Source organism: Frigoribacterium sp. CFBP9030 (assembly GCF_034045195.1).
In the GTDB taxonomy this organism is placed as follows: Bacteria; Actinomycetota; Actinomycetes; order Actinomycetales; family Microbacteriaceae; genus Frigoribacterium.
The window spans coordinates 63,931-90,347 of sequence record NZ_JAXCWG010000011.1 but is presented as its reverse complement, the minus strand read 5'-3'; the positions used below and the strand labels follow the sequence as shown (position 1 = coordinate 90,347).

General features: G+C 72.8%; 24 protein-coding genes. 7 read left to right on the top strand and 17 right to left on the bottom strand.

The features are described from left to right. Positions 1–66 precede the first annotated feature (66 nt). Both SOM13_RS12140 and SOM13_RS12135 read right to left on the bottom strand, forming a co-directional pair. Positions 67–1,911, bottom strand: a complete 1,845-nt coding sequence (locus SOM13_RS12140) for a PIG-L family deacetylase (protein ID WP_320479852.1) — start codon at positions 1,909–1,911, stop codon at positions 67–69. A 10-nt stretch (positions 1,912–1,921) separates the two neighbouring features. Beyond that, on the bottom strand, positions 1,922–4,231 hold the full coding sequence (locus tag SOM13_RS12135) for a hypothetical protein (RefSeq protein WP_320479851.1): 2,310 nt from the start codon (positions 4,229–4,231) through the stop codon (positions 1,922–1,924). 407 nt (positions 4,232–4,638) lie between these two features. Between SOM13_RS12135 and SOM13_RS12130 the strand changes: the two genes are divergently transcribed. Continuing rightward, entirely contained in the window at positions 4,639–5,661 is a 1,023-nt protein-coding gene (locus SOM13_RS12130) for a glycoside hydrolase family 16 protein (RefSeq protein WP_243213933.1), read from the top strand. Here the strand turns inward: SOM13_RS12130 and SOM13_RS12125 are convergent. The 6 genes from SOM13_RS12125 to SOM13_RS12100 form a co-directional block, all read right to left on the bottom strand. Continuing rightward, the gene (locus SOM13_RS12125) at positions 5,649–6,818 is read right to left on the bottom strand and encodes a glycosyltransferase family 4 protein (RefSeq protein ID WP_320479850.1); all 1,170 of its coding nucleotides are present in this window, start codon (positions 6,816–6,818) and stop codon (positions 5,649–5,651) included. The two genes, SOM13_RS12130 and SOM13_RS12125, sit on opposite strands and share 13 nt — an antisense overlap. 65 nt (positions 6,819–6,883) lie before the next feature. Next, positions 6,884–8,242, bottom strand: a complete 1,359-nt coding sequence (locus tag SOM13_RS12120) for a glycosyltransferase family 2 protein (RefSeq protein ID WP_192059082.1) — start codon at positions 8,240–8,242, stop codon at positions 6,884–6,886. Further along, positions 8,239–10,005: a lipopolysaccharide biosynthesis protein gene (locus SOM13_RS12115; RefSeq protein WP_320477743.1), complete on the bottom strand. Its 1,767-nt coding sequence runs from the start codon at positions 10,003–10,005 to the stop codon at positions 8,239–8,241. Before SOM13_RS12115 ends, SOM13_RS12120 begins: the two co-directional genes overlap by 4 nt. Positions 10,006–10,262: 257 nt before the next feature. Continuing rightward, positions 10,263–10,871, bottom strand: coding sequence for a hypothetical protein (locus SOM13_RS12110; protein ID WP_320479849.1), 609 nt, complete (start codon positions 10,869–10,871; stop codon positions 10,263–10,265). Between the two features lie 108 nt (positions 10,872–10,979). After that, positions 10,980–11,933, bottom strand: coding sequence for an NAD(P)-dependent oxidoreductase (locus SOM13_RS12105; RefSeq protein WP_320479848.1), 954 nt, complete (start codon positions 11,931–11,933; stop codon positions 10,980–10,982). 302 nt (positions 11,934–12,235) lie between these two features. After that, the gene (locus SOM13_RS12100) at positions 12,236–12,514 is read right to left on the bottom strand and encodes a helix-turn-helix domain-containing protein (protein ID WP_192059091.1); all 279 of its coding nucleotides are present in this window, start codon (positions 12,512–12,514) and stop codon (positions 12,236–12,238) included. A gap of 90 nt (positions 12,515–12,604) precedes the next feature. On the opposite strand from SOM13_RS12100, the gene map reads away from it, so the two are divergent. Beyond that, positions 12,605–13,387, top strand: coding sequence for a type I methionyl aminopeptidase (gene map / locus SOM13_RS12095; protein ID WP_243213927.1), 783 nt, complete (start codon positions 12,605–12,607; stop codon positions 13,385–13,387). A 33-nt stretch (positions 13,388–13,420) separates the two neighbouring features. Further along, a complete protein-coding gene (locus tag SOM13_RS12090) occupies positions 13,421–13,753 on the top strand; it encodes a DUF3140 domain-containing protein (RefSeq protein WP_320479847.1) in 333 nt (110 codons plus the stop codon). A gap of 69 nt (positions 13,754–13,822) precedes the next feature. On the opposite strand, the gene SOM13_RS12085 is transcribed toward SOM13_RS12090, so the two are convergent. Then, positions 13,823–14,380, bottom strand: a complete 558-nt coding sequence (locus tag SOM13_RS12085) for a CGNR zinc finger domain-containing protein (RefSeq protein ID WP_320477739.1) — start codon at positions 14,378–14,380, stop codon at positions 13,823–13,825. A 73-nt stretch (positions 14,381–14,453) separates the two neighbouring features. On the opposite strand from SOM13_RS12085, the gene SOM13_RS12080 reads away from it, so the two are divergent. The 3 genes from SOM13_RS12080 (at position 14,454) to SOM13_RS12070 (ending at position 16,910) form a co-directional block, all read left to right on the top strand. Beyond that, positions 14,454–15,479, top strand: coding sequence for a DMT family transporter (locus SOM13_RS12080; protein ID WP_320479846.1), 1,026 nt, complete (start codon positions 14,454–14,456; stop codon positions 15,477–15,479). Further along, on the top strand, positions 15,476–16,201 hold the full coding sequence (locus SOM13_RS12075; RefSeq protein ID WP_192059099.1) for a TSUP family transporter: 726 nt from the start codon (positions 15,476–15,478) through the stop codon (positions 16,199–16,201). Before SOM13_RS12080 ends, SOM13_RS12075 begins: the two co-directional genes overlap by 4 nt. Positions 16,202–16,265: 64 nt before the next feature. Continuing rightward, a complete protein-coding gene (locus SOM13_RS12070) occupies positions 16,266–16,910 on the top strand; it encodes an MOSC domain-containing protein (protein WP_320479845.1) in 645 nt (214 codons plus the stop codon). Between the two features lie 32 nt (positions 16,911–16,942). Here SOM13_RS12070 and SOM13_RS12065 read toward each other — a convergent pair whose 3' ends face one another. After that, positions 16,943–18,079 (bottom strand): AI-2E family transporter, encoded by a 1,137-nt coding sequence (locus SOM13_RS12065; protein WP_192059103.1) that lies wholly within the window; start codon positions 18,077–18,079, stop codon positions 16,943–16,945. 151 nt (positions 18,080–18,230) lie between these two features. After that, on the bottom strand, positions 18,231–18,392 hold the full coding sequence (locus tag SOM13_RS12060) for a hypothetical protein (RefSeq protein ID WP_192059105.1): 162 nt from the start codon (positions 18,390–18,392) through the stop codon (positions 18,231–18,233). A 190-nt stretch (positions 18,393–18,582) separates the two neighbouring features. Here SOM13_RS12060 and SOM13_RS12055 point away from each other — a divergent pair, with 190 nt between their 5' ends. Further along, entirely contained in the window at positions 18,583–20,088 is a 1,506-nt protein-coding gene (locus SOM13_RS12055; RefSeq protein ID WP_192059107.1) for a DHA2 family efflux MFS transporter permease subunit, read from the top strand. A gap of 102 nt (positions 20,089–20,190) precedes the next feature. Here the strand turns inward: SOM13_RS12055 and SOM13_RS12050 are convergent, their stop codons facing one another. From SOM13_RS12050 to SOM13_RS12025, 6 genes are read right to left on the bottom strand one after another with little or no spacing between them, the layout of a single operon-like run. After that, complete coding sequence (locus SOM13_RS12050; protein WP_320479844.1) at positions 20,191–21,096, bottom strand: phosphogluconate dehydrogenase C-terminal domain-containing protein; 906 nt, start codon at positions 21,094–21,096, stop codon at positions 20,191–20,193. Beyond that, a complete protein-coding gene (locus tag SOM13_RS12045; RefSeq protein ID WP_320479843.1) occupies positions 21,089–21,892 on the bottom strand; it encodes a sugar phosphate isomerase/epimerase family protein in 804 nt (267 codons plus the stop codon). The genes SOM13_RS12050 and SOM13_RS12045 overlap by 8 nt, the downstream gene beginning before the upstream one ends. Beyond that, a complete protein-coding gene (locus tag SOM13_RS12040; protein WP_320479842.1) occupies positions 21,889–22,686 on the bottom strand; it encodes a triose-phosphate isomerase family protein in 798 nt (265 codons plus the stop codon). The genes SOM13_RS12045 and SOM13_RS12040 overlap by 4 nt, the downstream gene beginning before the upstream one ends. After that, positions 22,683–23,174: a ribose-5-phosphate isomerase gene (locus SOM13_RS12035; RefSeq protein ID WP_192059116.1), complete on the bottom strand. Its 492-nt coding sequence runs from the start codon at positions 23,172–23,174 to the stop codon at positions 22,683–22,685. The genes SOM13_RS12040 and SOM13_RS12035 overlap by 4 nt, the downstream gene beginning before the upstream one ends. A gap of 39 nt (positions 23,175–23,213) precedes the next feature. Further along, the gene (locus SOM13_RS12030; protein WP_320479841.1) at positions 23,214–24,956 is read right to left on the bottom strand and encodes a dihydroxyacetone kinase family protein; all 1,743 of its coding nucleotides are present in this window, start codon (positions 24,954–24,956) and stop codon (positions 23,214–23,216) included. Beyond that, positions 24,953–26,332: an MFS transporter gene (locus tag SOM13_RS12025; RefSeq protein ID WP_414655525.1), complete on the bottom strand. Its 1,380-nt coding sequence runs from the start codon at positions 26,330–26,332 to the stop codon at positions 24,953–24,955. The genes SOM13_RS12030 and SOM13_RS12025 overlap by 4 nt, the downstream gene beginning before the upstream one ends. Positions 26,333–26,417 lie beyond the last annotated feature (85 nt).

Below are 26,417 nucleotides of genomic sequence, written 5' to 3'. Positions count from 1 at the left end.
GGCATCCGCCGAACGATCCGACGGGGTCGACGTCGCCACGAGGCGGTGTCGACCCCGTCCGTCCGTTCAGCTGGTCTGCTGCACCCGCAGCTCGGCGAGTCCGACGTTCCGCGTGCTCGCGCTGACCGACGTGGTCGTGAAGGCGACCGACGTCGAGGCGCGCGAGGCGAATCGGACCGTGGTCGCGCCTCCTGCGGCATCGAGGGCCGGCACGGCGACCGTGCTGCCGTCCGAGAAGGTGAGTGTGCCGCCCGTCACGTCGTCGGCGAGGTTCGGGCGATCGTGCAGCACGATCGTGTCCATCGTCACCGGCGTCGACCAGCGGAGCGTCAACGTCACCCCGACGCGCCCCCAGGGCGCGACCCATTCGTTCTGAGGGGCGTCGGGATAACCGCCCGCCACGCCGTCGATCGCCTTGGCGGCGGTCTGCCCGCCCGCCGCGTCGTCCCAGCTGGCGGTGGCGACGGCCCCGGCCGTCACGTCGGTCACCACGGGCGGGGTGACGACCGGCGCCGCCGTCGCCGAGCGCACCACGATCTCGGCCAGCCCGACGTTGCGGGTCGTGCTCGACACCGAGGTGACCGTCAGCACCACGGACGAGGAGGTGCGGGCCGGGAACGTCACCGTGCTCGCCGTCCCGTCGTCGGCGAGCGCCGGCACCGCCACCGTCGACCCGTCCGAGAACGAGAGGGTCGCCCCGGTGATGCGGTCGCTCGTGTTCGGCCGGTCGTGCAGCACGACCTGGTCGATGCTGCGAGCCGACGGCCAGGTCAGGGTCAGCCGGCTGCCGTCTCGACCGCCCGCGGTGGCCCATTCGGCCCGGTGGTCGCCCGGATACCCGTCGGCCACGCCGTCGATCGCCTTGACGGCGGTCTGGGAGTCGGCGGTGTTCTCAGAGCTCGCGGTGACCGTCGCCCCGGAGGTGACGTCGTACGCCGAGAGCGGCGCATGCGGGTCGACCGGCACGGTGACGACCGGCGTGGGCGGCGTGGTGGTCACGGTGCCGACCGTGTACTGGCGGCTGAACCACTCGCGCTCGGACCGGTTCCAGCAGGCGTCCCACCCGCCGCAGGTCGCCGGGTCGTGCTCGGCGTAGCGGAAGAAGACGTCGGCCTTGTCGAGCACCTGCGGCATGGTCAGGTTCGAGGGGCGATCGCGGATGCCGTAGCCCTGATACCCGGCGAACCCGTGCGGTGTCGCGTAGAGCCGCTGGGCGGCGTCGGTCAGATAGCCGACGACGTGGTGGTCGGGGTGATCGCCGTCGTGCATGGTGCCGAGGTGATCGAGCGTGTTCACGTTCGTCGGCTGGACCGCGGTCATCAGAGCCAGCAGCGTGGATCGCAGCGAGGCGAGGGTGTACGACGACGACCCGTCGACGGTCGTGAGGGAGTCGATCGCTCCCGTGTAGAGCGCGGTGAGGCTGGTGTCGTCCGTGCTCGGGAACCCGGCGCCGTCGGTGCCCCCGTCGGGCAGTCGCAGCGAGACGAGCTGCACACGCGGGTCGGCATCGAGGCGGGCGACGGCGACGGCGCGGCCGTCGACGTCGACGTTCGACGTCGTCCACGCGTCGTCGACGTGGAGGATCTCGGCGTAGGCGGCTCGCGGCCCGAGCTCGCGCTCGCGCCAGTACTGCTCGACGTGCCCGCCGTCGCCGGCCGTGACGAACACCGTCGTCACGCAGCGCCCGGCCTGCAGATCGGTGACGAGCGTCGAGCTCTGGAACAGCAGGTCGTCGTCCTGGTGCGCGACGACGTTCAGCGTGGTGCCTGCGCCGCAGCCGGTCGGGGTGAGCGGATGCCGGGCGTGCCCGGTGTCGGCGGCGACGGCCGGTGCGGCGGCGAAGAGGGCGCCGGCCAGCGTCAGCGCGACGACGACCCCGGCGACGGGAGGCGACGACGGACGGCGCACCACGCCGCGCCGACTAGCCACGGACGGCCTCGGGGTCGGCGAGACGGTAGAGCACGGCGGTGGGGCTCGAGTAGACGACCTGCCAGCGGTCGTCGTCGGCGAAGGCCCGCCCGAGCTCCTGGTAGTCGGCGTAGGTCTGGAACCCGTAGCGCTCGTCGTAGGCGCCCAGCACGTCCGACACCAGCACGTAGTACTCCGACGCCTGCCAGCCGAGGGCGAACTGGCTGGTGAGCTCGCGCTCGTCCGCGACGGCGTCGTAGTCGGGGCCCGTGTCGGCGTAGCCGCCCAGCGACTCGCGGGGCACGTACTGCACCTCGTCGTACTTGGCCGTCCGTGCGCCCGGGGTCGCGTTGCCGTTGCCCGGCACGAGCAGGGCGGCGCCGAACTCGGCCTCGTCCTCGAAGGCGAGGGTGGCGCGGGTGGTGTCGACGCTGGCGACCCGGTTCCAGTCGAGGGCCGTGTTGCCGAACACGTTGACGGCGACGACGACGACGAGCGCCACGGCGAGGGCGGTCGTGCCGAGACGGCGGGGGAGGCGGAGGGGCCAGGGCAGCATGACCGCGAGGATGCACAGCCAGGGGGCGGCGAAGAGCGTCACCCGGAAGATGCCCTCAGCGCCGTAGTTGGTGGCGATGATCAGGCTCACCGGGCTGGCTGCGGCGAGCACGAGCGCCCACTGCTGGCGGCTCTTGCGATGCAGCAGGAACGACGCCAGGGCGGCGAGCCCGATGATCACGAGCACGACGGCCGGCAGACCGAACGCGAGCGTGTTGACCAGCGGCTTGCCGAGGGTTGCGCCGTCGTGCACCGGCGGTGCCGCGTTGTCGATCACGTTGCCGGCGGCGGCCGGGACCAGGAAGGTGCCGAGCACCGACCGGTTGGCCAGGGCCCAGACGACGGCGGGCGCCAGCACCAGGAGAGGGGTCCACCACGGTCGCACGAGTCGGAAGACCACGAAGACGCCGAGCGCCGCCGTGGTCAGGTACGGCGAGATCTGGTGCGTGACCGCGAGCGTCGAGCCGAGCACGAGGATGGCCGCGAGCGACCACCGGCCGAGGACTCCGGAGGCGCGGGGCCGGGCCGAGTGGGCCGGGTCGCCCGAGGCGACGAGCTCGCCGGGTGCGGCGGGTCGGCTCGTGACGGCGAACGACGTCTCGCGCGCGGGGCGACCGGCGCCGAGCGCCAGGGCCGCGATGCACAGCGAGAGGACGATGCCGAGCGACTGCGGCGAGAAGTAGATGGTGTTGAGGGTCAGCGTGAGGGCGAAGAGACCCCCGGCGAGCCAGGCGCGGCCGTCGTCGGCGAGGAACCGGCGCGCCAGCACGGTGGCCGCGAGGGCGATCATGGGGGTGATCATCACCGGCCACCAGGTCGCCACGACCATCACGTCGCGGATGCCGGCGACGTCGGCCACCCACGCGACGCCCGAGAACAGACCCGCCCACGACTGGAAGATGTCGCGCCCCAGGGTGACTCCGCCGTCGGCCCGGATCGACTCGATCACGCCGACGTGGCGGGCGGCGCTGACCATCGTCGGGGTGCCGTAGACGATGGCCTGCGACAGGACGACCACGCCGCTGAGCGCGAGCAGCGGCAGAGCGGGGCTCCGGTGCGTGACGAGGGCGAAGACGGTCGCCGCCACGAGCAGGGCCAGACCCGCGAACCAGCCCGGGCCCTCGAGCGAGAAGAGACCGCCGGGGGTGGGGTCGCCCCGCACGAGCAGCGACGATCCGACGACGAGCACGAGGGCGACGGCCGTGGCGAGGGGCACCCAGGGCAGGCGGTCCGCGATGCCGGGCCGCGCCTCCTCGATGTCGACGGAGTCGGTGACCGTCTCGAGGAGGCCGTCGAGTCTCGCCGCGCGGTCGAGGCCGATCGCCATGATCTCGCGGACGGTCGCCGTCGCGAGCAGCACGATCGTCGCCATGACGACCGTGGTCATCGTCTCGGCCGGCTGCCAGACGTGCGTCCGGGCCATGGCGGTGCCGATCAGCACCGTCGCCGACAGGCTCGTCACCACGGCGATCAGCGTGAACCGCGACGACCGCATCGGAGCGGCCAGCAGCACGGGGGCGATGCCGAGCTCGAGCAGCAGGAAGACCGGCACCGCCAGCTCGCGGAGCGCCGTCGCCTGCGTGGCGAAGCCGATCCCGATGACGATCAGGGTCAGCCAGACGAGGCCGGCCGCGGCGAGCCGCCGGCCTGGCGACATCACCGCGTAGGCGTCGCGGGTCGGGACGAGGGTCGGGTGACTGCGGCTCGCGAGGTCGGGATCGGCGCTGTCGGGGCGCGCACTCGCGGGGGCAGAGTCAGCTCGGGTCACGAGTGATCTCCAGTGGGTAGCCGCCGACCATCACGGGCGGCGCGCTCGACCGACGGAGCCGTCTGACCCTGGGTGGGGGTCGCCTCGTCGGCGGGGTGGAAGAGCGCCGGGTTCGGGTCGGCGTGATTCGGGTTGCCGCCTCGCCCTCGGGTGTCGGGCGTGGCGGGTCCGTTCAGAGTAACTTGCGCTCTGCTCCCCGCGATACGCAGGGGCCGGACATCGACAGGGTGAACAGTGGACTACGCGTCGACCTCCCGGCGGGTGCCCCTCGATCGGGGGGTGCCTCGTTCGACGGGGGTCGCCTTGACCCGCGCGACGTCGCGGGCGATGATCGTTCGATCGTTCCGACGCGTCGGGTTCACCCGCACCCGCCTCGGCGACGATCGCTACCCGAAGGAACCGACGACGTGCCGACCACCGAGAGAACCCGAGCGTCCTCTCGACGACGGCGGACGCGCGTCGCCGTCACCACGGTGGTCGTCCTCTCGGTCGTGGCGCTGGTCGGGCTGCCGATGATCGTCCTCGGCGAGGACTCCGGCGCCGTCACCCCGTGGAGCACCGACGGGGCGTCCGCCCCGGTGGCCCCGGTGCCGAGCGACGCGCCGACGTCGTACTCCCCCGCCGACCCGTCCGACACGGGCACCGCGCCTCCGGCGGGCGGGGTGCCATCCGCCCCGCACCTCGACATGTCGGCCGACGCCCCCGGTTCGGCGTCCGCCGCCGACACGGCGTCCCCGAGCGGCGAGGCCGCACCCGTCGGCGACCTGCCGGGGTGGAGGCAGATCTTCGTCGACGACTTCGACACCCCGGTCGCCCGTGGGTCGTTCCCCGGGCCGTACGCGGACTCGTGGCTGCCGTACGACGGCTTCACCGACACCAACGACAACGGCACGTACCGGGCCGGCGCGATCTCCGTCGCCGACGGCATGCTGTCGCTCGGCGTCTCGGCCCTCGGCGACGAGGTGACGTCGTCGGCCGTCGTGCCGCTGGTCGACGGCGAATGGGGCGGGCAGACCCACGGCCGTTACAGCGTGCGCCTGCGCGCCGACCCCGTCGAGGGCTACAGCGCGGCGTTCCTGCTCTGGAGCGACGAGAACGACTGGGACGACGGCGAGATCGACTTCCCCGAGGGTCACCTCGACAAGGAGGTCAGGGCCTACAACCACAAGCTCGGCGACCCGTCCGAGAACTCGTTCGACCGCCGCACGGCCGTGCCGTTCAGCGAATGGCACACCTACACGATCGAATGGGGCCCCGACGAGATCGCCTTCCAGATCGACGGAGTCACCATCGGCACCACCCGCAGCGACATCCCCACGGCGAAGATGCACTGGGTGATGCAGATCGAGACCCTCAAGAGCGCCCCGCCGGACGGCGCGCAGGGCGCCGTCCACATCGACTGGGCCACGATCTACCGTTACGACGGCTGAGCGGCTCCCCGGCTGCGCCCGCCCGCTCGACGACGGGCCCGCCGCCCCGGGCCCCGACGGCGGGCGTGCGCCGTCAGCACGGCCTCGAGGGCGTCGATGTGCTGCTCGTGGGGGAACCCCTCGGCGACCCGGTCACGGCAGCGCTCGCCCAGACCGGGGTCGTCGTGCCGCCAGTCGAGCACCGACGCGATGCGGGCGGCGAGGTCGAGCGGATCGGCCGGGCGCACGAGCAGGCCGGCGAACTCGCCCGAGAGCACCTCGGAGACCGCCCCGACGTCGGTGCCGACGGCCGGTCGCCCCGTCGACATCGCCTCGATCAGCACGCGACCGAAGGCCTCGGGCAGATGCGAGGCCATGACCACGAGGTCGGCGGCGTGCAGCAGCGGGACGACGTCGCGCCGGGCGTCGCTCAGACGGTACGACCCCTCGGGCAGACCGGCCAGAGCCTCGAGCACCTCGGGTTCGACCGGTGCCGGCCCCGCCAGCACGAGCACCGCGCGCTCGGGGTCGAGGGCGAGCCCGCGCCAGGCCTCGACGAGCGTCAGCACGCCCTTCTCGACCGACAGTCTCCCGTAGCTCAGCACCACGCGGGCTCCGGGGGCGATGCCCAGTCCGAGGTCGCGACGGGCGCTCTCGAGCTCCGCCGCGCCTCCTCGGGGGTACTCGTCGGCGGAGACGGCGTTGTGCACCACGGTGATGCGCTCGGGCGAGATCCCGGCGGCGACCCAGAGGGTCTTCATGAACTCGGAGACGGCGACGAAGTGCGCGACCCCCGTCATCACCAGCCGGGTGCGGTGGAAGTTCGGCGCGTGGTGCAGGTGGCAGACGATCGGCAGCCCGGCCCAGCGCGCCGCGAGCTGCGCCCAGACGATCTGCTCGGGGCGGTTCAGCCACAGCACGTCGGAGGCGAGGCTCCGCGCCCGTGCGATCGACGGTGCGAAGCGCCGCAGATCGCGGAGCACGCTCGACCGGTCGACGTCGAACGGGTACGGCCCGATCGGCTCGACCCCGACGGACGCGTACTCGGCACGCTGCACGCCGTCGTGGTGGAACAGCACGTCGACGCGGTGACCGCGACCCACGAGGCCCACGGTGTCCTGCAGCATGCAGAGCTCGACGCCGCCGACCGGTCGCAGCCGCTCGGCGGTCGTCAGCACCCTCAGGGGCGTCGACGACCCGGCTCGCGGTCCCGCCGGATCCGGGCGGAGCCGAGGAGGCGCGGTCACGATCGCACGGCCACCGGCGCATCGGCCGGGCGCACGGCGATCGCACGCGCGAGTCGCCGGCTCCGCAGGTAGGCGAGCGGCCCCTTGGGGTAGTCCCGCAGCTCGTTCAGCACGAGCGACCGGGGGTACTCGTCTTCGAGTCCGGCGGGGCGGCTCTCGGCGGCGTCGGACGCGCCTCCTCCGATGCGGGAGAGACTCTGCGCCGCCATCGACCGCACGGCGAGGGGCAGCTGCCAGGCCAGCCCCGCGATGTGACGGCGGTCGCCGAGCACGAGCGAGGTGAGCATGGCGGTGAAGCCCAGCCCGTTGCCCCGCAGCTGCTTGAGCAGCTCGTCGGTGCCGCGACGGTGACGGTGGTGCACGATCGCGGCCGGTTCGTAGGCGATGCGGCCGCCCGTCCAGAGGACCCCGATGAACGCGGCGAGGTCCTCGCCGCCGCGGGCGGGCGTGCCCGTGCCGAGGGCCAGGTCGAAGCCGCCGATCCGCTCGAGCGCGCTCCGCCGGAACGACATGTTGGCCCCGGCGCCGTACGCGCCGACGCCGTAGACCGCGAAGCGGCGCACCACCTCGCCGTCGTCGACGACCGTGATCCGCGCCCCGCGCACCAGGCGCGACGCCGGGCGTTCCGCGTCGAGCACGAGCGGTCGCCAGGTCCGCTCGCCGCTGAAGCCGCCGTAGTAGCGCTCGAACCAGATCTGGGCCGGGGTGTCGAGCTCGGCGGGGAGGATCAGACCGGTGACGGCGTCGACCCGGGGGTCGTCGACGAAGCGCTGGGCGAGCTCGCGCAGCCAGTTTGGCTCGACCCGCACGTCGTCGTCGGTGAAGACGATGATGTCGCCCCGGGCCGCGGCGACGCCGGCGTTCCGCCCGGCCGAGATGCCCTTGCGGGGCTCGTGGATCGCACGGACCCGGTCGCGACCCGCCACGAGCCCGGGCAGGACGTCGTCGGACGGGAGCACGGGCCGGTTGTCGACGATCAGGAACTCGACGTCGGGGTAGTCGACGTCCGCGAAGCCGTCGAGCATGAGCTCGAGGTCCTCCCGCCGACCGACGATCGTCGACACGACGACGGTGACGGCGGGGAGGCGGTCGTCCGGGAGGCGCGGCGGGCGCGACGCCTCGTAGCGGACCGAGTCGTCGCGCAGATCGGTGAGCGGCGTCAGGGCCGTGCGCGCCGCGGCCGGGTCGTCGGTGAGCATGACGTCGGCCACGCCGACGGGGAGACCCCGCCAGGTGCCGAACACCATGGCCGAGTCGTACCGGTCGTCGGCCACCAGGTCGGGGAGCGGCTCGGCGAGGTCGAGGACGACGACCCGGCGCGGGGCCGGTTCGACGACCTGGGGGCGGCGGGTCATGAGGTCTCCTGGTCGTGGCGTGATCGGTGCGCGGGCATGGCGGCGACGGGGTCGTCGAGTGCTGGGTCGTCGAGGGCGGGAGCTTCGGGTGCGGGGGCCTCGGGTGCGGGGGCCTCGGCTGCGGGGGCCTCCGGTGCGGCACCCGCGGCGTCGTCCGCGACGTCGACCTCCGGGGGGCGGCGGGCGGCGGCGAGACGGCGGAGGAACCACGGCAGGCAGGCCAGCGCGACGATGCAGCGCCCGATGTTCCATTCGAGGGTCTGCGGCAGCGCGATGGTCGCCGCGGCGACGACCACGCTCGCCAGCACGGTGAGCAGGAGTCCGACCGGGGCGCCGTGCCACGCGACGCGCTTCGGCAGGACGACGAGCTGCAGGCCCGCGAGCACGGAGTAGGCGATGACGGTCGCGACCGCCGCGCCGAGGATGCCGAGCGGCGGCACCAGCAGGAGGTTCAGGCCGACGTTGGCCGCCGCCGCGACGCCGGTGATGACGCCGAGGGTCTTGGCCCGCCGCTCGATGGTCAGCAGGCGGCCGCTCGCGCCGCCCGCCGTCGCCGGGTAGGCCGTCAGCGCCACGACGAAGACGACGATGGTGAGACTCGACGGGTCGAAGCTCGCCGGCACGAGGATCGGCATCGCGAAGGGGGTCACGAGAGTCAGGGCGACGATGATCGGGTTCAGCAGACGGTAGATCTCGTTGCGCGCCGTCATCGCGAGCGCGAACCGGGCCGTCTCGTCGCGCATCTTCGCGAAGTGCGGCGCCCACGCGCTGTTGGTGAACGAGAGCAGCAGGATCACCGACGAGCCGACCACGTACGCGACCTGGTACTGACCGACCGCGTCGGGGCCCATCAGCCGCTGCAGCACGATGCGGTCGCCGGCGTTCAGGACGAAGTACGCCAGGCTCGCCAGGGCGAGCGGCACGCCGAACGAGAGGGCGCGCTTCGCGACCGGCCCGTTCACCAGACCGCCGATCAGCGGGCGGGTGAAGCAGAGCCCGATCACCATGGCCAGAGTCTGGCTGATGACGCTGCCCCACGCGTAGGTGAGCGCGCCGCCGCCGAGGGTCAGCAGCAGGGTCAAGCCGATCGCCTGGCCGCCCACGGCCGACACGATGCTCGTCGTGGCGAACGCCCGGAAGCGGTCTTCGGCGAGCAGCAGGGCGAGCATCACCTGGACGGCAGCCGACGGGGCCGCCCACAGCAGGACGACGAGCAGCAGGTCGTGCTCGCTGCCGAAGCCGAGCGCTCCGGCCCAGAACGGCACGGTGAGAACGGCCGCCGCGGTGGCGACGAACGAGATGACGAGGCCGACGGCGACGAGCCCGCGGGCGTTCCGGGCATCGCCGTCCTCCGCGTGCTGCAGGACGAGCGCCTGGTCGAGACCGAGCAGCGCCAGCACGCTGAGCACCTGGAAGATCGCCTGCGCGGTCGAGAAGGCGCCGAAGTCGGTGACGCCGAGCAGGTGGGCCAGCACCGGCGAGACCACCGTGCCGACGACGAGCTGCAGCGACCAGATGATCACGTACAGCAGGCCGCGCCCGAAGAGCCGCGACTGATCCGGGTCGGCGGGGGCGGCGTCCGGGCCCGGCGACCCGATGCTCCGGGTCGGGTCGGCGACCGGCGGCGGGTCGAAGACCGGCATTCCGGCCACCGGCGACGCAGCCGACGGGCGCGGGTCGGGTTCGGCCGCGTGTCGGGGCGAGGTCGGGGGCAGCCGGGTCTCGGCGGGGTCGTCGGGTCTCTCGGGCGGGGCTGACCGCATGGGTGGTGTCCTGTCAGGTTCGGGTCCTGGACGCAGCCTGCCGGACGCTTCGGGGCGCGTCGGCGTCGTCGACCGGGCCGAGGGGTAAGCGAGCCTGGTCGAGCGTCGAAGACTGAAGCTATCTCATGGTCGAGCGTCGGACAATGCCGCGTCCGGGGTGCGCGAGCGCCGCGTGGCGGCCCGCTCACCCGGTCTCACCCGCGGGCGCCCTGACTCCCGTGCGACCCCGCTGAGCTGCGGGTCAGCGGATCGTCGGGTCAGCGGATCGTCGTGACGACGTCGACGAGGCTGGGGCGCGCGGGGGCCGAGCCGAAACCGAAGCGCACCGGCGGGCTGAGCGGCGCCAACGGCCCCAGGTCGTCGCCCGCCCGCGTGGTCACGGCCGCCGAGACGTCGCGGACGAGCGTCACGCCGTAGTACTCGCGCTTGCCGCCGCCCGCCGAGCCGGCCGTCCGCGCACCCCGGACGAGCACCCGCGCGACCGGATCGATCAGCCGGAGCCACAGCGGCTCGGTCGCGACCCGACGCGGCACGATGCGCATCAGCATGCCGAGCGGCGACACCGCGCCGACGGTCAGCCGCACGGCGAGATCGCCGGCGGTCACCGCGATGCCGCCGTCGACGCGCCGCGTCTCGACCGGCACGACGCGCACCTCGTCGAACGTGTAGGTCGACGAGACGTAGTCGGCGACGGCCTGCGAGGGAGCCAGAAGGAGGCGGTGGCCGGTGCCGTCCTCGATCATCACGTCCGTGAAGCGGCCGAGCGGCGAACGCTCCCACATGCCGATCACGACACGTGTGCCCGAGGCGGTGCCGATGCCGGCGATCCGACCCTCGAAACGGGCTGCAGGCGCACGACGACTCATGCGGGCGACGGTACGCCGCCGTCGCTGGGGCCGCGCCGTCTTCGCGAGTGCCGACCCGCGCCTCCTACGGGGCCGCGTCCTCGGGGACGGCACCGCGCCTCCTCGGAGTCAGTACCCGGCGTCGACGTCGACGACTCCGACGGGCTCCTTCGCCGCGGCGAGCGCCTCGATGTTCGCGCGGACGCGCTCCTGGAAGAGCGGCTCGGTCATGACGTCGGTGTTCGCCTGATGCGGGGTGATCAGGGCGCGCGGCTCGTTCCAGAGCGGGTGACCGTCGGGCAGCGGCTCGGGGTCGACCACATCGAGCCCGGCACCGCCGATGGTGCCCTCGGCGAGCGCCGCGACGAGCGCGTCGGTGTCGACGAGGGGCCCGCGCGCGATGTTGACGAGCACGGCGGTGTCTTTCATGGCGGCGAGCCGCTCGGCGCCGATCAGGCTGGTCGTGCCCTCCGTGAGCGCCGCGGCGACGACCACGACGTCGGCGTCGGGCAGCACCTCGTCGAGGCGATCGGTGGTGACGGTGCGTGCGGCGCCCTCGACCTCGCGGGCGGTGCGGACGACCATCGACACCTCGACGTCGAACGGCTGCAGCAGCCGGAGCAGCTCGGTGCCGATGCCGCCCGCCCCGATGATCAGCACGTGACCGCCGTTCAGCGAGATGCCGCGCTGCGTCTGCTCCCACGACGAGGCGCGGGCCCGGATCTGCAGCGACCGCAGCGTGGCCAGTGTGAGCGCGAGCGCGTGCTCGGCGACGGGCGCGCTGTAGGCGCCCTTCGCACTGGTGAAGACGAGCCCGTCGCGGCGGGTGGCGCGCATGGTCTCGACGTACGCGTCGACCCCGGCGCTCGGCAGCTGCACGACGGCGACCCCGGGGTGCTCGTCGACGGCGCGGCGCAGCTCGGCCTGGTCGACGCGGCCGGCGACGACGATCATGCGGGTCTCGTCGCCGAGCTCGACCTCGCGGGCGCCGGTCTCGGCGAGCGCGCGCCGGGCCGAGGCCGCTCCCCAGGCGGCGGCCTCAGGGGCGGCGGCGGGCAGGATGGTCACGGCGAGATCGGTCATACGTCAACCTACCGAGCCCCGCCCCGCGCCTGCCCGCTGCCGCCGCCGCCCTCCCCCGTGTGTGCAAATCGCGACCAGATCCGGCCTCACGCGGCCAGAACGGGTGTTTTACAGAGTGTGTCAACGCGCACAGGTCGGGTTCGGCCCGCCGAATCCACCTTGCCAGGTCGGGTTCGGCACAGGCACCGCCTGGCGAGGTCGCGATCTGCACACGCCTGCCACCGCCGAGGTCGCGATCCGCACACGCCTGCCACCGCCGAGGTCGCGATCCGCACACGACAGCCCAGCCGAGGAGGCGCGGCTCAGGAGGCCGTCAGCGCCGGCTCGTCGAGTCGGCCGGGCGAGCAGGCCTGGGCCCAGACGACGTCGAGCGACAGCCCGAGCACACCCGCGATCGCCGCGACGGTCGCGAACGACGGGGTCGCGATGCGCCCGGTCTCGACCTTCCGCAGGGTCTCGGGCGAGACGCCCGCGGCGATCGCCGTCTCGAGCATCGAGCGCTCGCCGCGGGCGCGGCGCAGCGTCGCACCGAGTCGGCGACCGCGCTCGACCTCGGCGGGGCTGAGAGGGAGTCGGACCATGCAGCCGATAGTAGTACCGGTACGACATGGCCGGTATAGTTATCGCCAGCCGCACGCCCGCCCGCACCCCGCACCCCGAAAGGCCCCCGCGTGATCGAGATCCTCACCCCCGACGAACTGCGCCGAGCCCGGCGCACCGGTGCGCTGGTCGGCGACATCCTGCACGAGCTGTCGGGGCGCGCCCGGGTCGGCACGAACCTGCTCGAGATCGACCGGTGGGCGCGCGAGATGATCCTCGAGGCCGGGGCCACGTCGTGCTACGTCGACTACGCGCCGTCGTTCGGGCGGGGTCCCTTCGGGCACTACATCTGCACCGCGGTGAACGACGCGGTGCTGCACGGGCTCCCCCACGACTACGCGCTGGCCGACGGAGACCTGCTGACCCTCGACCTCGCGGTCGTGCTCGACGGCATCGCGGCCGATGCGGCCGTCAGCTTCGTGGTGGGCGACTCCCCCCAGCCCGAGAGCGACGCCCTGATCGACTCGACGCGCCGCGCCCTCGCGGCCGGCATCGCGGCGGCCGGCCCCGGTGCTCGCCTCGGCGATCTGTCGGCGGCGATCGGCGCGGTGCTGAGCGCCGACGGCTACCCGATCAACGTCGAGTTCGGCGGCCACGGCATCGGCTCGACGATGCATCAGGACCCTCACGTGGCGAACACCGGTCGCGCCGGCCGCGGCTACAAGCTCCGCCCCGGTCTGCTGCTCGCCCTCGAGCCGTGGATCATGGCCGACACCGACGAGCTGGTCACCGACCCCGACGGCTGGACGCTCCGCAGCGCCACCGGCAGCCGCACGGCGCACACCGAGCACACGATCGCGATCACCGAGACCGGCGCCGAGATCATGACGCTGCCGGCACACCTCCGCGCCTGAACCCCGAGCGCCCCGCGGGAGCACGATGGGCGCATGACCGACCACGACGACAAGGCCACGCGCGACGAGTTCGGCGATGCCGTCAACATGACCGCCTCCGAGCTCGGGCGCTGGCTCGACACCGACGAGTCGAAGGAGGTCGGCCAGAAGACCGACGGCCACGAGTCGACCGGTCACGCGAGCGGTCGGCGCATCGTCGGCATCCTGAAGAAGAAGCAGGCCGACTACACCGACGACGACTACGCCCACATGCGCAAGGTCGTCGGCTACGTCGCCCGCCACTCGAAGCAGCGCCCCGACGGCGACGTCACCGACACGCCCTGGCGCTGGTCGCTGATGAACTGGGGCAACGACCCCCTGAAGTAGCCCCGGCTCCGTCAGGGCGGGCCGGGCCGCTCGGACCCGGCAGGGTCGACGGGAGCCGAGGAGGCGCGGTCAGGCGCCGTCCGTCGACTGACGGGCCCGGAACGCCACCATGTTCATGCGGTTGCCGCATCGGACGCTGCAGAACCGCTTCGAGCCGTTGCGCGACAGGTCGACCAGCACGCCGTCGCAGTCGGGCGCCTCGCACGCCCGGAGGCGCCCGACCTCGTCGGAGCGGATGACGTCGACGAGGGCCAGCGCCGCCTCGACGCGGATGCGCACGGCGAGCGGAGCGTCGTCGGCCGTCGCGTGCACGTGCCAGTCGAAGTCGTCGTGCCGCACGAGGCGCGGTGTCGCGTCGGCGGCGGCGAGCAGGGCGTTGACCTCGCCGACCATGGTCTCGCGATCGAGCGACCACAGTCGTCGCAGCTCGGTCCGTGCCTCGTGCACCTCGCGCAGCTCGCGCTCGTCGTGGTCGATGCGCCCCGAGAAGCCGCTCTCGGCCAGCAGCCCGCCGAGCTGCTCGATCGTCGCGAGCTCGTCGGCACCCGACCTCGACGCCGAGGCGGACGTGTTGAGCAGCACGACGTCGAAGGCGAGGACGTCGGTCGTGTCAGGGGCGAAATGCAAGTTGACTCCTTATCCGCAGACACCCTAGCGTCAGGACCACCACCTCCTCCAGCCCCTGACCAGAAGGCGTCCCATGTCGCATCACCCGACCACGCGGGGCCTGCTCGTCGCCCTCGTCGCCGCCACCTCGTTCGGCGTCTCGGGCGCCCTCGTCAAGCCCCTCCTCGAGGGCGACTGGAGCCCCGCCGCGGCCGTCACCGTTCGCGCCCTCGTCGGCGGTCTCGTGCTGGTCCCCTTCGCCCTCCGCGCCCTGCGCGGTCGCAGGCGCACCCTCTGGACGGCCCGGTGGCGCATCCTCGGCATGGCCGTCGTCGGCGTGGTCGGCACGCAGGTCTTCTACTTCGCAGCCGTCCGGCGCATCCCCGTCGGCACCGCGATCCTGATCGAGTACATGGCACCGCTCCTCCTCGTCGCGGTCGCCTGGGTCGTGACCCGTCGCCGACCGGCCGCGGTCGTCCTGATCGGCGCCGCCGTCGCCGCCGGAGGACTCCTGCTCGTCGTGTCGCCGAGCGGCGGCGGTCGTCTCGATCCCATCGGCCTCGCCTCGGCGGCCGTGGCGATGGTCTGCTGCGCCGCCTACTTCGTCATCGCGGCCCGACCGACCGAGGGGCTCCCTCCCGTGGCGCTGGCCTGCGCCGGGCTGCTGCTCGGGGTCGTCGTGCTCGCGATCGTCGGGCTGACCGGCCTGGTCCCCTACACGGCGTCGACGGCACCGGTCGAGCTCTTCGGCGCCACGACCGCCTGGTGGGTCCCCATGCTCGCCGTCGGCGTCGTCGCCACCGCGATCTCGTACGCGGCGAGCATCACCGCGACCACGATGCTGGGGTCGCGACTGGCGTCGTTCGTCGGCCTGCTCGAGGTCGCCGCCGCCGCGCTGTGGGCATGGATCCTGCTGGGCGAGTCGCTCACCCTCCTGCAGGGGCTCGGCGGCGCGGCGATCCTCGCGGGGATCGCCTTCGTGCGCTCGGATCGCGAGGGCCGACCTGAGGACGCCGTGGCCGAGGCCGCGTCCGACATCGGCCCCGTGCCCCAGGCGGCACCCGCGCCCGCCGTCGTCACGCCGGACGCGGCTCCCCCGGGGGCTAGCGTGGAACGGTGACCCCGTTGACCCTCGGCCTGGCCGCCGCCGCGATCATGCTGGGGGCGCTGACCCAGCGCATCTCGGGGATCGGCTTCGCCCTCACCGCCGCGCCCCTGCTCGTCATCGTGCTGGGCCCCGAGGCCGGCGTCACCGTCGGCAACGTGCTCGCCGCCGCCCTCGCCGCGGTGCTGCTGGCCCAGACGTGGCGCACCGTGCGGTGGCGGCGCGCCCTGCTGCTCGTCGCACCGGCTCTCGTCGCCGTCCCGATCGGGGCGTGGGTCGTCCGCACCGCCCCGACCGGGCCCCTGACCGTCGCCGTCGGAGTGCTCGCCCTGGTCGGCGTGCTCGTCATGGCGTTCTCGTCGACCGTGCGGCTGCTGCCCGGCCCGGGAGGCGCGGTGGCGGCGGGCGCGCTCGGCGGCTTCATGAACGTCACGGCCGGGGTCGGCGGCCCCGCGCTGACGGTGCACGCGACGAGCGAGCGGTGGTCGCGCGACGTCTTCGTGGGCACGGGGCAGGTGTTCCTCCTCTCGGTCAACCTCGCGTCGGTGCTGTCGAAGGGCGTGCCGTCCGAACCCTGGGGAGTCTGGGTCGGCGCCTTCGCCGCCCTCCTGATCGGCGCCGTGGCCGGCCACCGCCTGAGTCGGCACGTGTCGGCCCGCGTGGGGCGCATCCTCGTGCTCGTGCTCGCCGCGGTCGGCAGCGCGGCCGCGGTCGTCCGGGGCGTTCTGCTGCTCTGACGGTCGAAGGCGGATGGTCTCGCGGCGCTTGTCGCCGGGCCGCCCCGTGCGGCAGCATGGCGTCATGCCCTCGCTGACCGCCGTCTGCCGCGTCCACGCCCTCCTCGACGACTCGGGCTCGGTGGGCGTCACGGCCATCGACAAGCGACCCGTCGACGGCCCGGTCGAGGTCAAGCGGCTCGGCGTCCGCGGCGACGTCCAGGCGAGTCGCGCCCACCACGGCGGCCCCGACAAGGCCGTCTACGCGTACGCCGACTCCGACGCCGAGCACTTCGCGGGGATCCTCGGCTACGAGGTGACTCCCGGGCTCTTCGGCGAGAACCTGCGGGTCGACGGGCTCGACGTCACCGGCGCCGTCATCGGCGAGCGCTGGGCCGTGGGCGAGACGCTCGTGCTGCAGGTGACCATGCCCCGCACGCCGTGCGCGACCTTCGCCCGCCGGCTCGGCGAGAGCGGCTGGGTCAAGCGGTTCCAGGCGGAGGGACGCCCCGGCGCGTACCTGTCCATCGTCAAGGCCGGCCCGATCCGGGCGGGCGATCCGATCGAGGTCGTCTCGCGCCCCGCGCACGGGGTCACCATCGGCGACGTCTTCGCGGGTCTCGAGCCCGAGCAGGCGTCGAAGCTCCTGGCCTCGCCCGCGCCCCGGCTCAGCGAGATCGTGCACGGCCTGGCCGAGAAGGCGCTGACCCGCGCAGCCGTCGGCGCCTGACCAGGCCGACCCGCGCCTCCTCGGCCCCGGGGTCAGACGCGCTGCTGCCGCGGCACGACGACCCGCTCGAAGACGAGCACGCCCGCCGTCGCGATCGGGATGGCGACGAGCGCCCCGAGCACGCCGCCGAGGGCCCCTCCGCCGAACGCCGCGACGATCACGAGGGCTCCGGGCACGGCCACGGCCTTGGACATCACGCGCGGGGTCAGCACGTACGCCTCGATCTGCGCGTAGACGAGCAGCACGACGCCGACCACGAGTGCGGTGACGGGCGAGACGGTGATCGTCGCCGCCACGATGACGGCGTACGCCACGACCGTGCCGACCACGGGGATCAGCGCCCCGAGGAACGCCAGGGTCGCGAACAGCACGGGCACGGGGCCGCCGGCGATCGACAGCACGATGAACACGAACACCGCGTTGACCGCGGCGAGTACGACCTGACCGGCGACGTAGCGGCCGACCGACAGGAAGATCTCGTCCGAGATGTCCATCACGCGCTCGCGGTGGCTGCGGGGCACGGCCCGGCTGAGCGAGCGGAGCATCTGCGGCAGAGTGATCGCGAAGTACAGCGTCAGGATGGCGACGACGATGACCGCCGTGATCGCCGAGGTGATGCCCTGACCGACGGCCAGGATGCCGCCGCCGAGCGCGAGCAGCTGATCGGGGTCGAGCAGGTACGACGACACCGCGCCCACCGCGTCGTCGATGTCGAAGTCGAAGCCGACGGTCTCGACGGCCTGCTGCACCCACGGCTCGCGCGACAGCTGCTGCAGGGTGGCCGGGGTCTCGCGGATCACGTAGCCGATCTGCTCGACCAGGGCCGGCACCACGGCGGCGACGATGCCGACGACGACCCCGATCACGAGCACGACGGCGACGACCACCCCGACCCAGCGCGGGGCGCCCGCGCGGACGAGTCGGCGGACCACCGGTTCGAACGCCAGCGCGAGGAAGAACGCGAGCCCGATGTACACGAGGATCGTCGACAGCGCCATCAGCGAGACGATGATGCCGACGCCGAGTCCGCCGCCGAGCGTGGCGATCAGACCGAAGCGGAACGCCCCCGTGCGACGGGCGGGGTCAGGAGGCGCGGGGTGCGTCGCGCCCGTCGGCCCGGTCGCCGTCGCCGAACGACGGACGGAGCGGGCGCGTGAGGAGAGAGCCATGCGACCATCCTGGCGTGCCGCCGCGGCTGGGGGCCGCCGGCACCGGGGGCCGCCGCGGTCGGGGGCCGCCGGGCACGACACGGCCCCGCCCGGTCGCCGGCCGCAGCGGCCTGCGGTCGAGGCCCGAGCGGGGCCGGTGGTGCGGGTGTCGCTAGTTCGCGGACCCGTCGGAGATCTCGCTGTCGTCGCTCTCCTCGGAGTCGTCGACGAGGCCGGGCTTCGAGCCGTCGGGCAGCCCTTCGGTGCGCTTCGCCTGCTCGTCCGTGATGTCGGTCGATCCGTCGGGGGCGGTGGTCTCTTCTGGTGTGCTCATGTCCGGGACGATACGCCGCGACTCCGGGGTCGTGTCCACCGAGAAGATGCAGACCATGAACTATTCTCGGCGGGCTCGGGTACCATCGATGCTTCTGGCCGTCCGGTCTCGGCGACTCCCCTGCCGCACGTTCGCGCCTCCTCTCCTCCTTCTGCTCCTGTCCGGCCCCGCGCCGCACGAAAGGCCCCTCATGACCGACGCCACCGCCCGGGCGACCGCCCCCGCGCCCGCCATCCCCCGGCAGTCCTGGCTGGCCCTGGTGGCCCTCCTGCTGGGCATGTTCATCGCGCTGCTCGACACGACGATCGTCAACGTCGCGCTGCCGACCATCCGCACGACGCTCGACGCGTCGGAGGCGACCCTGTCGTGGATCATCTCGGGCTACGCCCTCGCCTTCGGCCTCACGCTCATCCCCGCCGGCCGCATCGGCGACCGCATCGGGCACAAGTGGGTGTACTTCACGGGCGTGCTGCTCTTCACGCTCGCCAGCCTCGCCTGCGGCATCGCGACGAGCGATGTCCAGCTCGTGGTGTTCCGCGTGGTGCAGGGTCTGGCCGGCGGCATCTTCGTGCCCGCGGTGACGGCGTTCATCCAGCTGCTGTTCCCCGGTCGCTCGCGGGGCAAGGCGTTCGCGATCATGGGCGCCGTCATCGGCGTCTCGTCTGCCCTCGGGCCCATCATCGGCGGACTGATCATCCAGGCCTTCGGCGACGAGAACGGCTGGCGTCTCGTCTTCTTCGTCAACCTGCCGTTCGGCGTCATCACGCTGATCGCGGCGGCCATCCTGCTGCCGAAGCGCGACGAGTCCGTGCCCCGCCCCGACAAGGGCCTCGACGTCGTCGGCCTCGTGCTCGTCTCGGCCGCGTTCGTCGCCCTGCTCGTGCCGCTCATCCAGGGGCAGGACGAAGGCTGGCCGCTCTGGACGTACCTCACGATCGCCGCCGGCCTCGTCCTGCTCGCCGCCTTCGGACTGTGGGAGGTGCGCTACACCCGCTCCGGTCGCACCCCGCTCGTGCCCCCGACGCTGTTCTCGCACCCCTCGTTCACCGGCGGCGTCGTCCTCGCCCTGGTCTACTTCGCCGCGTTCACCAGCATCTTCTTCACGATCTCGCTGCTCTGGCAGTCGGGCCTCGGGCACAGCGCGCTCGCCTCGGGCGCCGTGGCCATCCCGTTCGCGGTGGGCAGCATCATCAGCTCGTCGCAGAGCAACCGGATCGCCCAGCGCCTCGGTCGCAACGTGCTCGTGCTCGGCACCGCCCTGGTCGCGATCGGGCTCGGCTCGATGTGGATCATCCTGATGCTCACCGACGCCGCCGACCTCACCAACTGGCTGCTGCTCGTGCCGCTGCTCGTCGCGGGGCTCGGCAACGGGTTCTTCATCGCCCCGAACGTGCAGTTCATCGTCGCCACCGTCGACCCCCGCGACGCCGGCTCGGCCAGCGCCGTCATCTCGGCGATCCAGCGGATCGGCTCGGCCGTCGGCATCGCCATCATCGGCAGCGTGCTGTTCGGGTCGCTGCCCGGGGGCCGCGAGCTGGCCACGGCGGCCGGTCGCGCCACGGGCTTCACGGACGCGGCGGCCGCGGCCATGGGCGTGAGCGCGGCGTTCGCGGTGCTCGCGTTCGCGCTGGTGTTCGCGCTGCCGCGCCGGGTCGACCAGCACCGCGGGGCGCCCAGCGCGCCCGACGCCGGCTAGCCGCCCGCGCTCCCGCGCCCCAGCGTCGATGAGTCACGACACGCCGCGCCTCTTCCCGAGGACGCGGCGTGTCGTAACTCATCGACGCCGGTCGACGCCTCGCTAGCGCTTGACGGCGTCGATCTTCAGCATGCGCGCGATGACGTGGTCGAGCTGGTCGTCGTCGAAGATCTTCTTCCAGTCGTCCTTGACGATCGACTCGCGGCCGTAGTCCATGGCGATGTGGCAGGCGTCCGAGAACGGGTTCGAGCCGCGCAGCGCGTTGGTCAGCGCGATGCCGGTGTGACCCCAGAGCATGGCCCGGGCGGCCTCGGCGGGGACGCCGGCCTGGTCGACCGTCGTCTCCAGCGCCTCCTGCAGCAGTTCGCCGATCATGCACGCGATGGTCTCGACGAGCGTCGGCTCGAGGATCGCCAGCTGCTTGACGGTGACCCAGTGCACCTGGATGACGGGTGCGTAGATCGTCGTGATGACGTCGGTCGCGAGCTGACGGACGGCGTCGGCCGGCTCGCCCTCGAGGGCGGCGACGACCTCCTGCGGGGCGGCGATGCCGCCGAACGTGTCGGCGTACTCGGCGTCGGTGCGACGCTCCAGGAACACCGACGGGTGGCACGGGTGCGCCACCGCGTAGTGGATGTCGGCGCGCTCCTCGAGCAGACCGGCGTAGGCGGCGGCCGGGTCGAGGGTGAGGATGATCGAGCCCGACTTCATCGCCGGCACGACGCTCTCGGACACCTTGCCGAGCACGACGTCGGGCACCGCGAGGATGACGACGTCGGCGTCGGCGATCGCGTCGTCGGTCGAGGTCACCTCGCGCCCGAGGCCGCGGATCAGCTCCTGCCCGGCGGGCGACGCCTCGCTGTAGAAGACGGTGTAGCCGCTCTTCTCGAGGTTGTTCGAGACGCGCTGGCCCATCTTGCCGCCGGCGCCGATCACGGCCACGGTGACGTCGGGGGTCCCCTGGTCGGCGGCCTGGGTCACGGTCTGCGTGCTGAGGGTGTCAGTCATTGCTGTTCTTCTTCCTGAGGTGGTCGATGGTCAGGGTCGTCCACTCCGCCTCGAGGCGGGTGGTGGTCTCGGGGTCGCTCCGCCAGGGCAGCCAGTGCTCGACGACCTGGTTGATGCCGCGGGCCTCGGGCTCGAGCAGGGCGAGCATGCCGTCGTAGTCGAGTCGCCCGGCGCCGAGGGGCGTGCTGGTCAGCGCGAAGCCGACCCAGCCGTCCTCGCGCGAGAACGCGAAGTCCTTGATGTGCCAGTTCTTGACGAACGGCGCGCAGCGGGCGGTCACGTCGGCGGGGTGCTCGAGGTTCGCGACGGTGTTCGCGGGGTCGAGCACGATGCCGAGCCGGTCGCTGCCGATGCTGCGCACGATGGCCACGAGCTCCGTCGAGGTCACCTGCTCGTAGGTCTCGAGGGCGAGGGTGACCCGCGCCTCCTCGAACTCCGGCAGCACCTCGCGGAGGCGCCGGTCGGTCTCGATCGCGTCGGGCCGGTCGTCGCCGGCCGTCCACATGCTCCGGACGAGGGAGGCGCGGAGCGCGACCGCGAGGCGCAGATACGTCCGCAGCACGGCCGGGTCCGTCCCCCGCGTGCCGAGCTCGAGCGTCAGATCGAGCTCGTCGGCCAGGGCGCGCAGGGCGGCGAGCCGGTCGTCGTCGTAGTCGGCGAGCGGCGCATGGTCGCAGATCTGGAACAGCCGGATGCCCTGCGCGGCCGTGTCGCGGAGCATGTCGTCGAGCGTCATCGGCTCGGGCACGCGCTCGGAGCCGCGCCAGAAGTAGGCGTAGGTGCTGAGGCCGATCATGCGGGCGCCCCCTCGCCGAGTGCCAGCGCCTCGTCGAGGATGCTCTCGACGGCCGAGACGTCGTGCGCGAACCGTCCGAGGAACAGCCCGTCGACCTCGCCGCCCAGCGTCGTCAGCAGCCCGGGCCCGGCGCTGCCGCCGTAGACCACGCGGCTGCCGGTGTGAGCGGGCAGCGACTCGAGATGCGCGCCGATCGCCCGCACCACGGCGACGATGTGCTCGGCGGCGGCGGGCTCGGGGGCGCCGATGGCCCAGACGGGTTCGTAGGCGACGAGCAGCGGGCCGGTCAGACCGGCGGCGGCCGAGGCGGCGAGGGCGGCGTCGATCTGCTGCGTCACCTCGAGCGCGGCCACGGCGGCCGGCGCCTGCTCGATCTCGCCGACGCAGAGCAGCGGGGTGATGCCGTTGCGCAGGGCGGCCGCCGTCTTGGCGGAGATGACGGCGTCGTCCTCGAAGAAGAGGCGGCGGCGTTCGGCGTGACCGATCTCGGCCAGCGTGCAGCCGATCTCGGCGAGCTCGACCCCGCTCACCTCGCCGGTGAAGGCACCGGAGTCCGCCGACGCGAGATCCTGTGCACCCAGCCGCACAGGAGCCCCGTCGAGGGCGTCGCGCACCGGCACCAGGGCCGGGAACGACGGCACGACGAACAGCTCGACGAGACCGGAGCGCACCGCGGGGTGACGCTTCGCCAGCTCGCCGACCGCCGTCGACCACTCGATGGTACGCGTGTGCGTGAAGTACATCTTGAGACTCACCCCGATGGTGAACCGGGGGGTCGCGCGCGCGGTGCTCATGACCGGCCGTCGAGCCCCACGGTCTCCGCCGAGCCGTCGTACTCGCAGATGGACCGCACCTTGTCGGCCGAGGCGCTGCTCGTGTCGAAGCGGTAGGTCAGCCACTCCTTCGCCAGGCGGCGCATCAGCTCGACGCCGACGACGCGCTGACCCATGCAGAGCACCTGCGCGTCGTTCGACAGCACGCTGCGCTCGACGGAGAACGAATCGTGCGCCGTGACGGCGCGGATGCCCGGCACCTTGTTCGCCGCGATCGCGACGCCGAGACCGGTGCCGCAGATCAGGATGGCCCGGTCGGCCTCGCCCGCGGCCACCATGCGCGCCGCGTCGACGGCGACGTGCGGATAGGCGGTGCCACCGTCGGCGTCGACCCCGACGTCGACGACGCTCGCGACACCGGGGTTCGCGGCGAGATCCGCTTTCAGGATCTCCTTGTAGTCGAATCCGGCGTCGTCCGATCCGACGACGATGCGCAGCTGGTCAACCATGGTGATGCCTTTCGAGAGAGCGGAGGAGCGAGCGGGAGTTCAGGAGGCGCGGTGCACGGAGGCGTGCTCGTCGAGCACCCGCGCGACGGTGCGGGTGATGAGACCGAGCGATGTCGCACCCGCGTCGGGCGTGCCGAGGCTCTTCTCGGCGTGCGGCCGGGCGCGGCCCATCTTCGGCAGCAGGTCGGCCGTGGCGGCGGCGGCCTCGACGGCCGTCTCGGCGGCGGCGGCCCAGGCGGTCGGCAGGTCGCCGCCCGCCTCGACGGCCGAGCCGAGGGCGGTGGAGAACGGCACGAGCACGTCGACCATGGTCTTGTCGCCGACCGCGGCACCGAACTCGAGGATGGCGTCGGTCGCGGCCGCGACACCGGCGACGACGGAGTGCCGGGTGGGCGCGGCGTCGTCGGCGAGGGCGGCTCCGAGGCTGGCCAGCGCCGAACCCCAGAGGGCGCCGGAGGTGCCGCCGGCTCGGTCCGACCACGCGTCGCCGGCGAGATCGAGCAGCGTGCCCGCGCCCGCGCCCCCGGCGAGGGCGACGTCGGCGGCCGCGACGGCCGCGGTGACGCCGCGCTGCATGCCGATGCCGTGATCGCCGTCGCCGGCCACGGCGTCGATGCGACCGAGCTCGTCGGCGTTGTCGTCGATCGCCGTCTTGACGGCGACGAGGGCGGCGTGGACGACCCGGGCGGCGGCCTGCGACTCGGCCGAGGCCGGCGGGATCGATTCGGCCGCGAGGGCCTCGAGCTCGACCGGGTCGATGCGGTCGGCCGCCTCGATCGAGCCCTTCTTGTAGGCGGGTGCGTCGGCCGGCGCGGCCCAGAAGCCCTCGAGCTCGTCGTCCAGCCAGAACAGGGTCAGCGAGACGCCGGCCATGTCGAAGCTGGTGACGAGTTCGCCGACCTCCGGCTCGACGACGACCAGGCCGGCGTCGCGCAGCATCTGGTCGACCCGGGCGTAGACCACGAAGAGCTCTTCGTACTTGACCGAGCCGAGGCCGTTCAGGAGGACCGCGACCCGCTGGCCCCGCGCCTCCTCGACGCCCTCGGGCAGTTCGGCCAGCAGCGAGGTCACGAGCAGCTCGGCCAGCTCGTTCGCGGTGGGCACGTCGGTCTCGCCGATGCCGGGCTCGCCGTGGATCCCCATGCCGACGGCCATGCGGCCCTCGGGGACGGTGAAGAGCGGTTCGGCGGCGCCCGGCAGCGAGCAGCCCGAGAAGGCCACGCCGAAGCTGCGGGTGCGCTCGTTCGCCTTCTCGGCGACCCGCACGACCTCGTCGAGCGGGTAGCCGGCGTCGGAGGCCGCGGCGGCGGTCTTGAAGACCGTCAGATCGCCGGCGATGCCGCGACGCCGGTGCTTCTCGGCGAGCGAGGCGCTCGAGATGTCGTCGGTGACGGCGACGGAACGGGTCTCGATCCCCTCGGCGACGAGCTTGGCCTGCGCCTGATCGAAGTTCAGCACGTCGCCCGCGTAGTTGCCGTAGCTGAGCAGCACGCCGCCGCCGGTGTGCGCCGAGCGCGCCACCGAGCGGACCTGCTGCCACGACGGCGAGGCGAAGAGGTTGCCGAGGGCCGCGCCGTGCGCCAGCCCCTGACCGACGAGTCCGCCGAAGGCCGGGTAGTGACCCGAGCCGCCGCCGACCACCAGGGCGACCCGGCCCGGCGCGCTGCGCGTCGCGCGCACCACGCCGCCGTGCACCCGGCGCACCCAGCGCTGGTTGGCCGCGACGAAGCCGTCGATCATCTCGTCGGCGAAGTCGCTCGGCTCGTTGAAGAGGCGGGTCATCGCGGGGCCTCGGCGAGCTCGGTGTCGTCGGACGTCTCGGCGCCGGCGGGCTTCTTCAGCCGGCTCAGCACGGTCATCAGCACCGCCGACAGCAGCAGGAAGAATCCGACGATGAACATCGGCACCTCGTAGTTGCCGGTCGCATCCGTGACGGCGCCCGTGATGTACGGGGCGCTGAACCCGGCGAGGTTGCCGATCGTGTTGATCAGCGCGATGCCCGCGGCGGCGGCCGCTCCGGTGAGGAACTGCGTCGGGAGCGTCCAGAAGTTCGGCAGCGCCGCGAAGATCGCCATGGCGGTGACCGCGATGACCGCGATCGTGGCGGCCGGCGAACCGGTGAACAGCGCGACGGGGATGCTCAGACCGCCGACGATCGCCGGGATGACGATGTGCCAGGTGCGGAGCCCACGGCGCGAGGCGTCACGCGACCAGAAGTACAGGGCGATCGCGGCGGGCACGTACGGGATGGCGGTGATGAAGCCGCGCTCGGTGACGCTGAACTCGGTGCCGAACTGCTCTTGGAACCCGCCGATGATCGTCGGCAGGAAGAACGCGAGGGCGTAGAGGCCGTACACGAAGCCGAAGTAGATGAAGGCGAGCATCCAGACGCGACCGTTGCCGAACACCTTCAGGATGCTGGGGTGCTTGCCGGCTGCGGTCGACCCGGTCTTGCCGGCCGACTCCTTCTTCAACGCCTCCGTCAACCAGACCTGCTCGTCGCGGGTCAGCCACTTCGCGTCGGCGGGCTTGTCCTTCAGGTAGAACCAGGCGATCACGCCGATGACGATCGCGGGGATCGAGACGCCCAGGAACATGAAGCGCCAGCCCTCGAGACCGAGGATGCCGTCGTGGCTGATCAGCCAGCCGGCCAGCGGGGCGCCGATCACCGAGGTAAGAGGCTGCGCCAGGTAGAACAGCGCGAGGATCTTGCCGCGGTGTCGCGCGGGCACCCACAGGCTGAGGAACAGGATCGCGCCGGGGAAGAACCCGGCCTCCATCACACCGAGCAGGAACCGCAGCACGACGAGCTGCTCGTAGTTCTGCACCCAGGTGAAGAGCAGCGACACGATGCCCCACGAGACCATGATGCGAGCGAGCCAGCGGCGGGCGCCGAAGCGGTGCAGAGCGAGGTTGCTGGGCACCTCGAGCAGGATGTAGCCGATGAAGAACACGCCCGAGGCGAAGCCGAACTGAGCGGCCGAGAGGGCGAGGTCGGACTCCATGCCGTTGGGGGCGGCGAAGCCGATGGCCGTGCGGTCGAGGTAGTTGATGAAGAACATCAACGCGACGAACGGCACCAGCCGGATGGCGACCTTGCGGATGGCGGACTTCTCGACGGCGCTCTGCGGCTCCGCCGAGCGGGTGGGGGTGTCCACATCGACTCCTTTTATCTAACGACTCTGTTGGATGGACGCCGCCTGGCCCCGGGAGGCCCGCTTCGCGTACTCGAACATCGTGCCG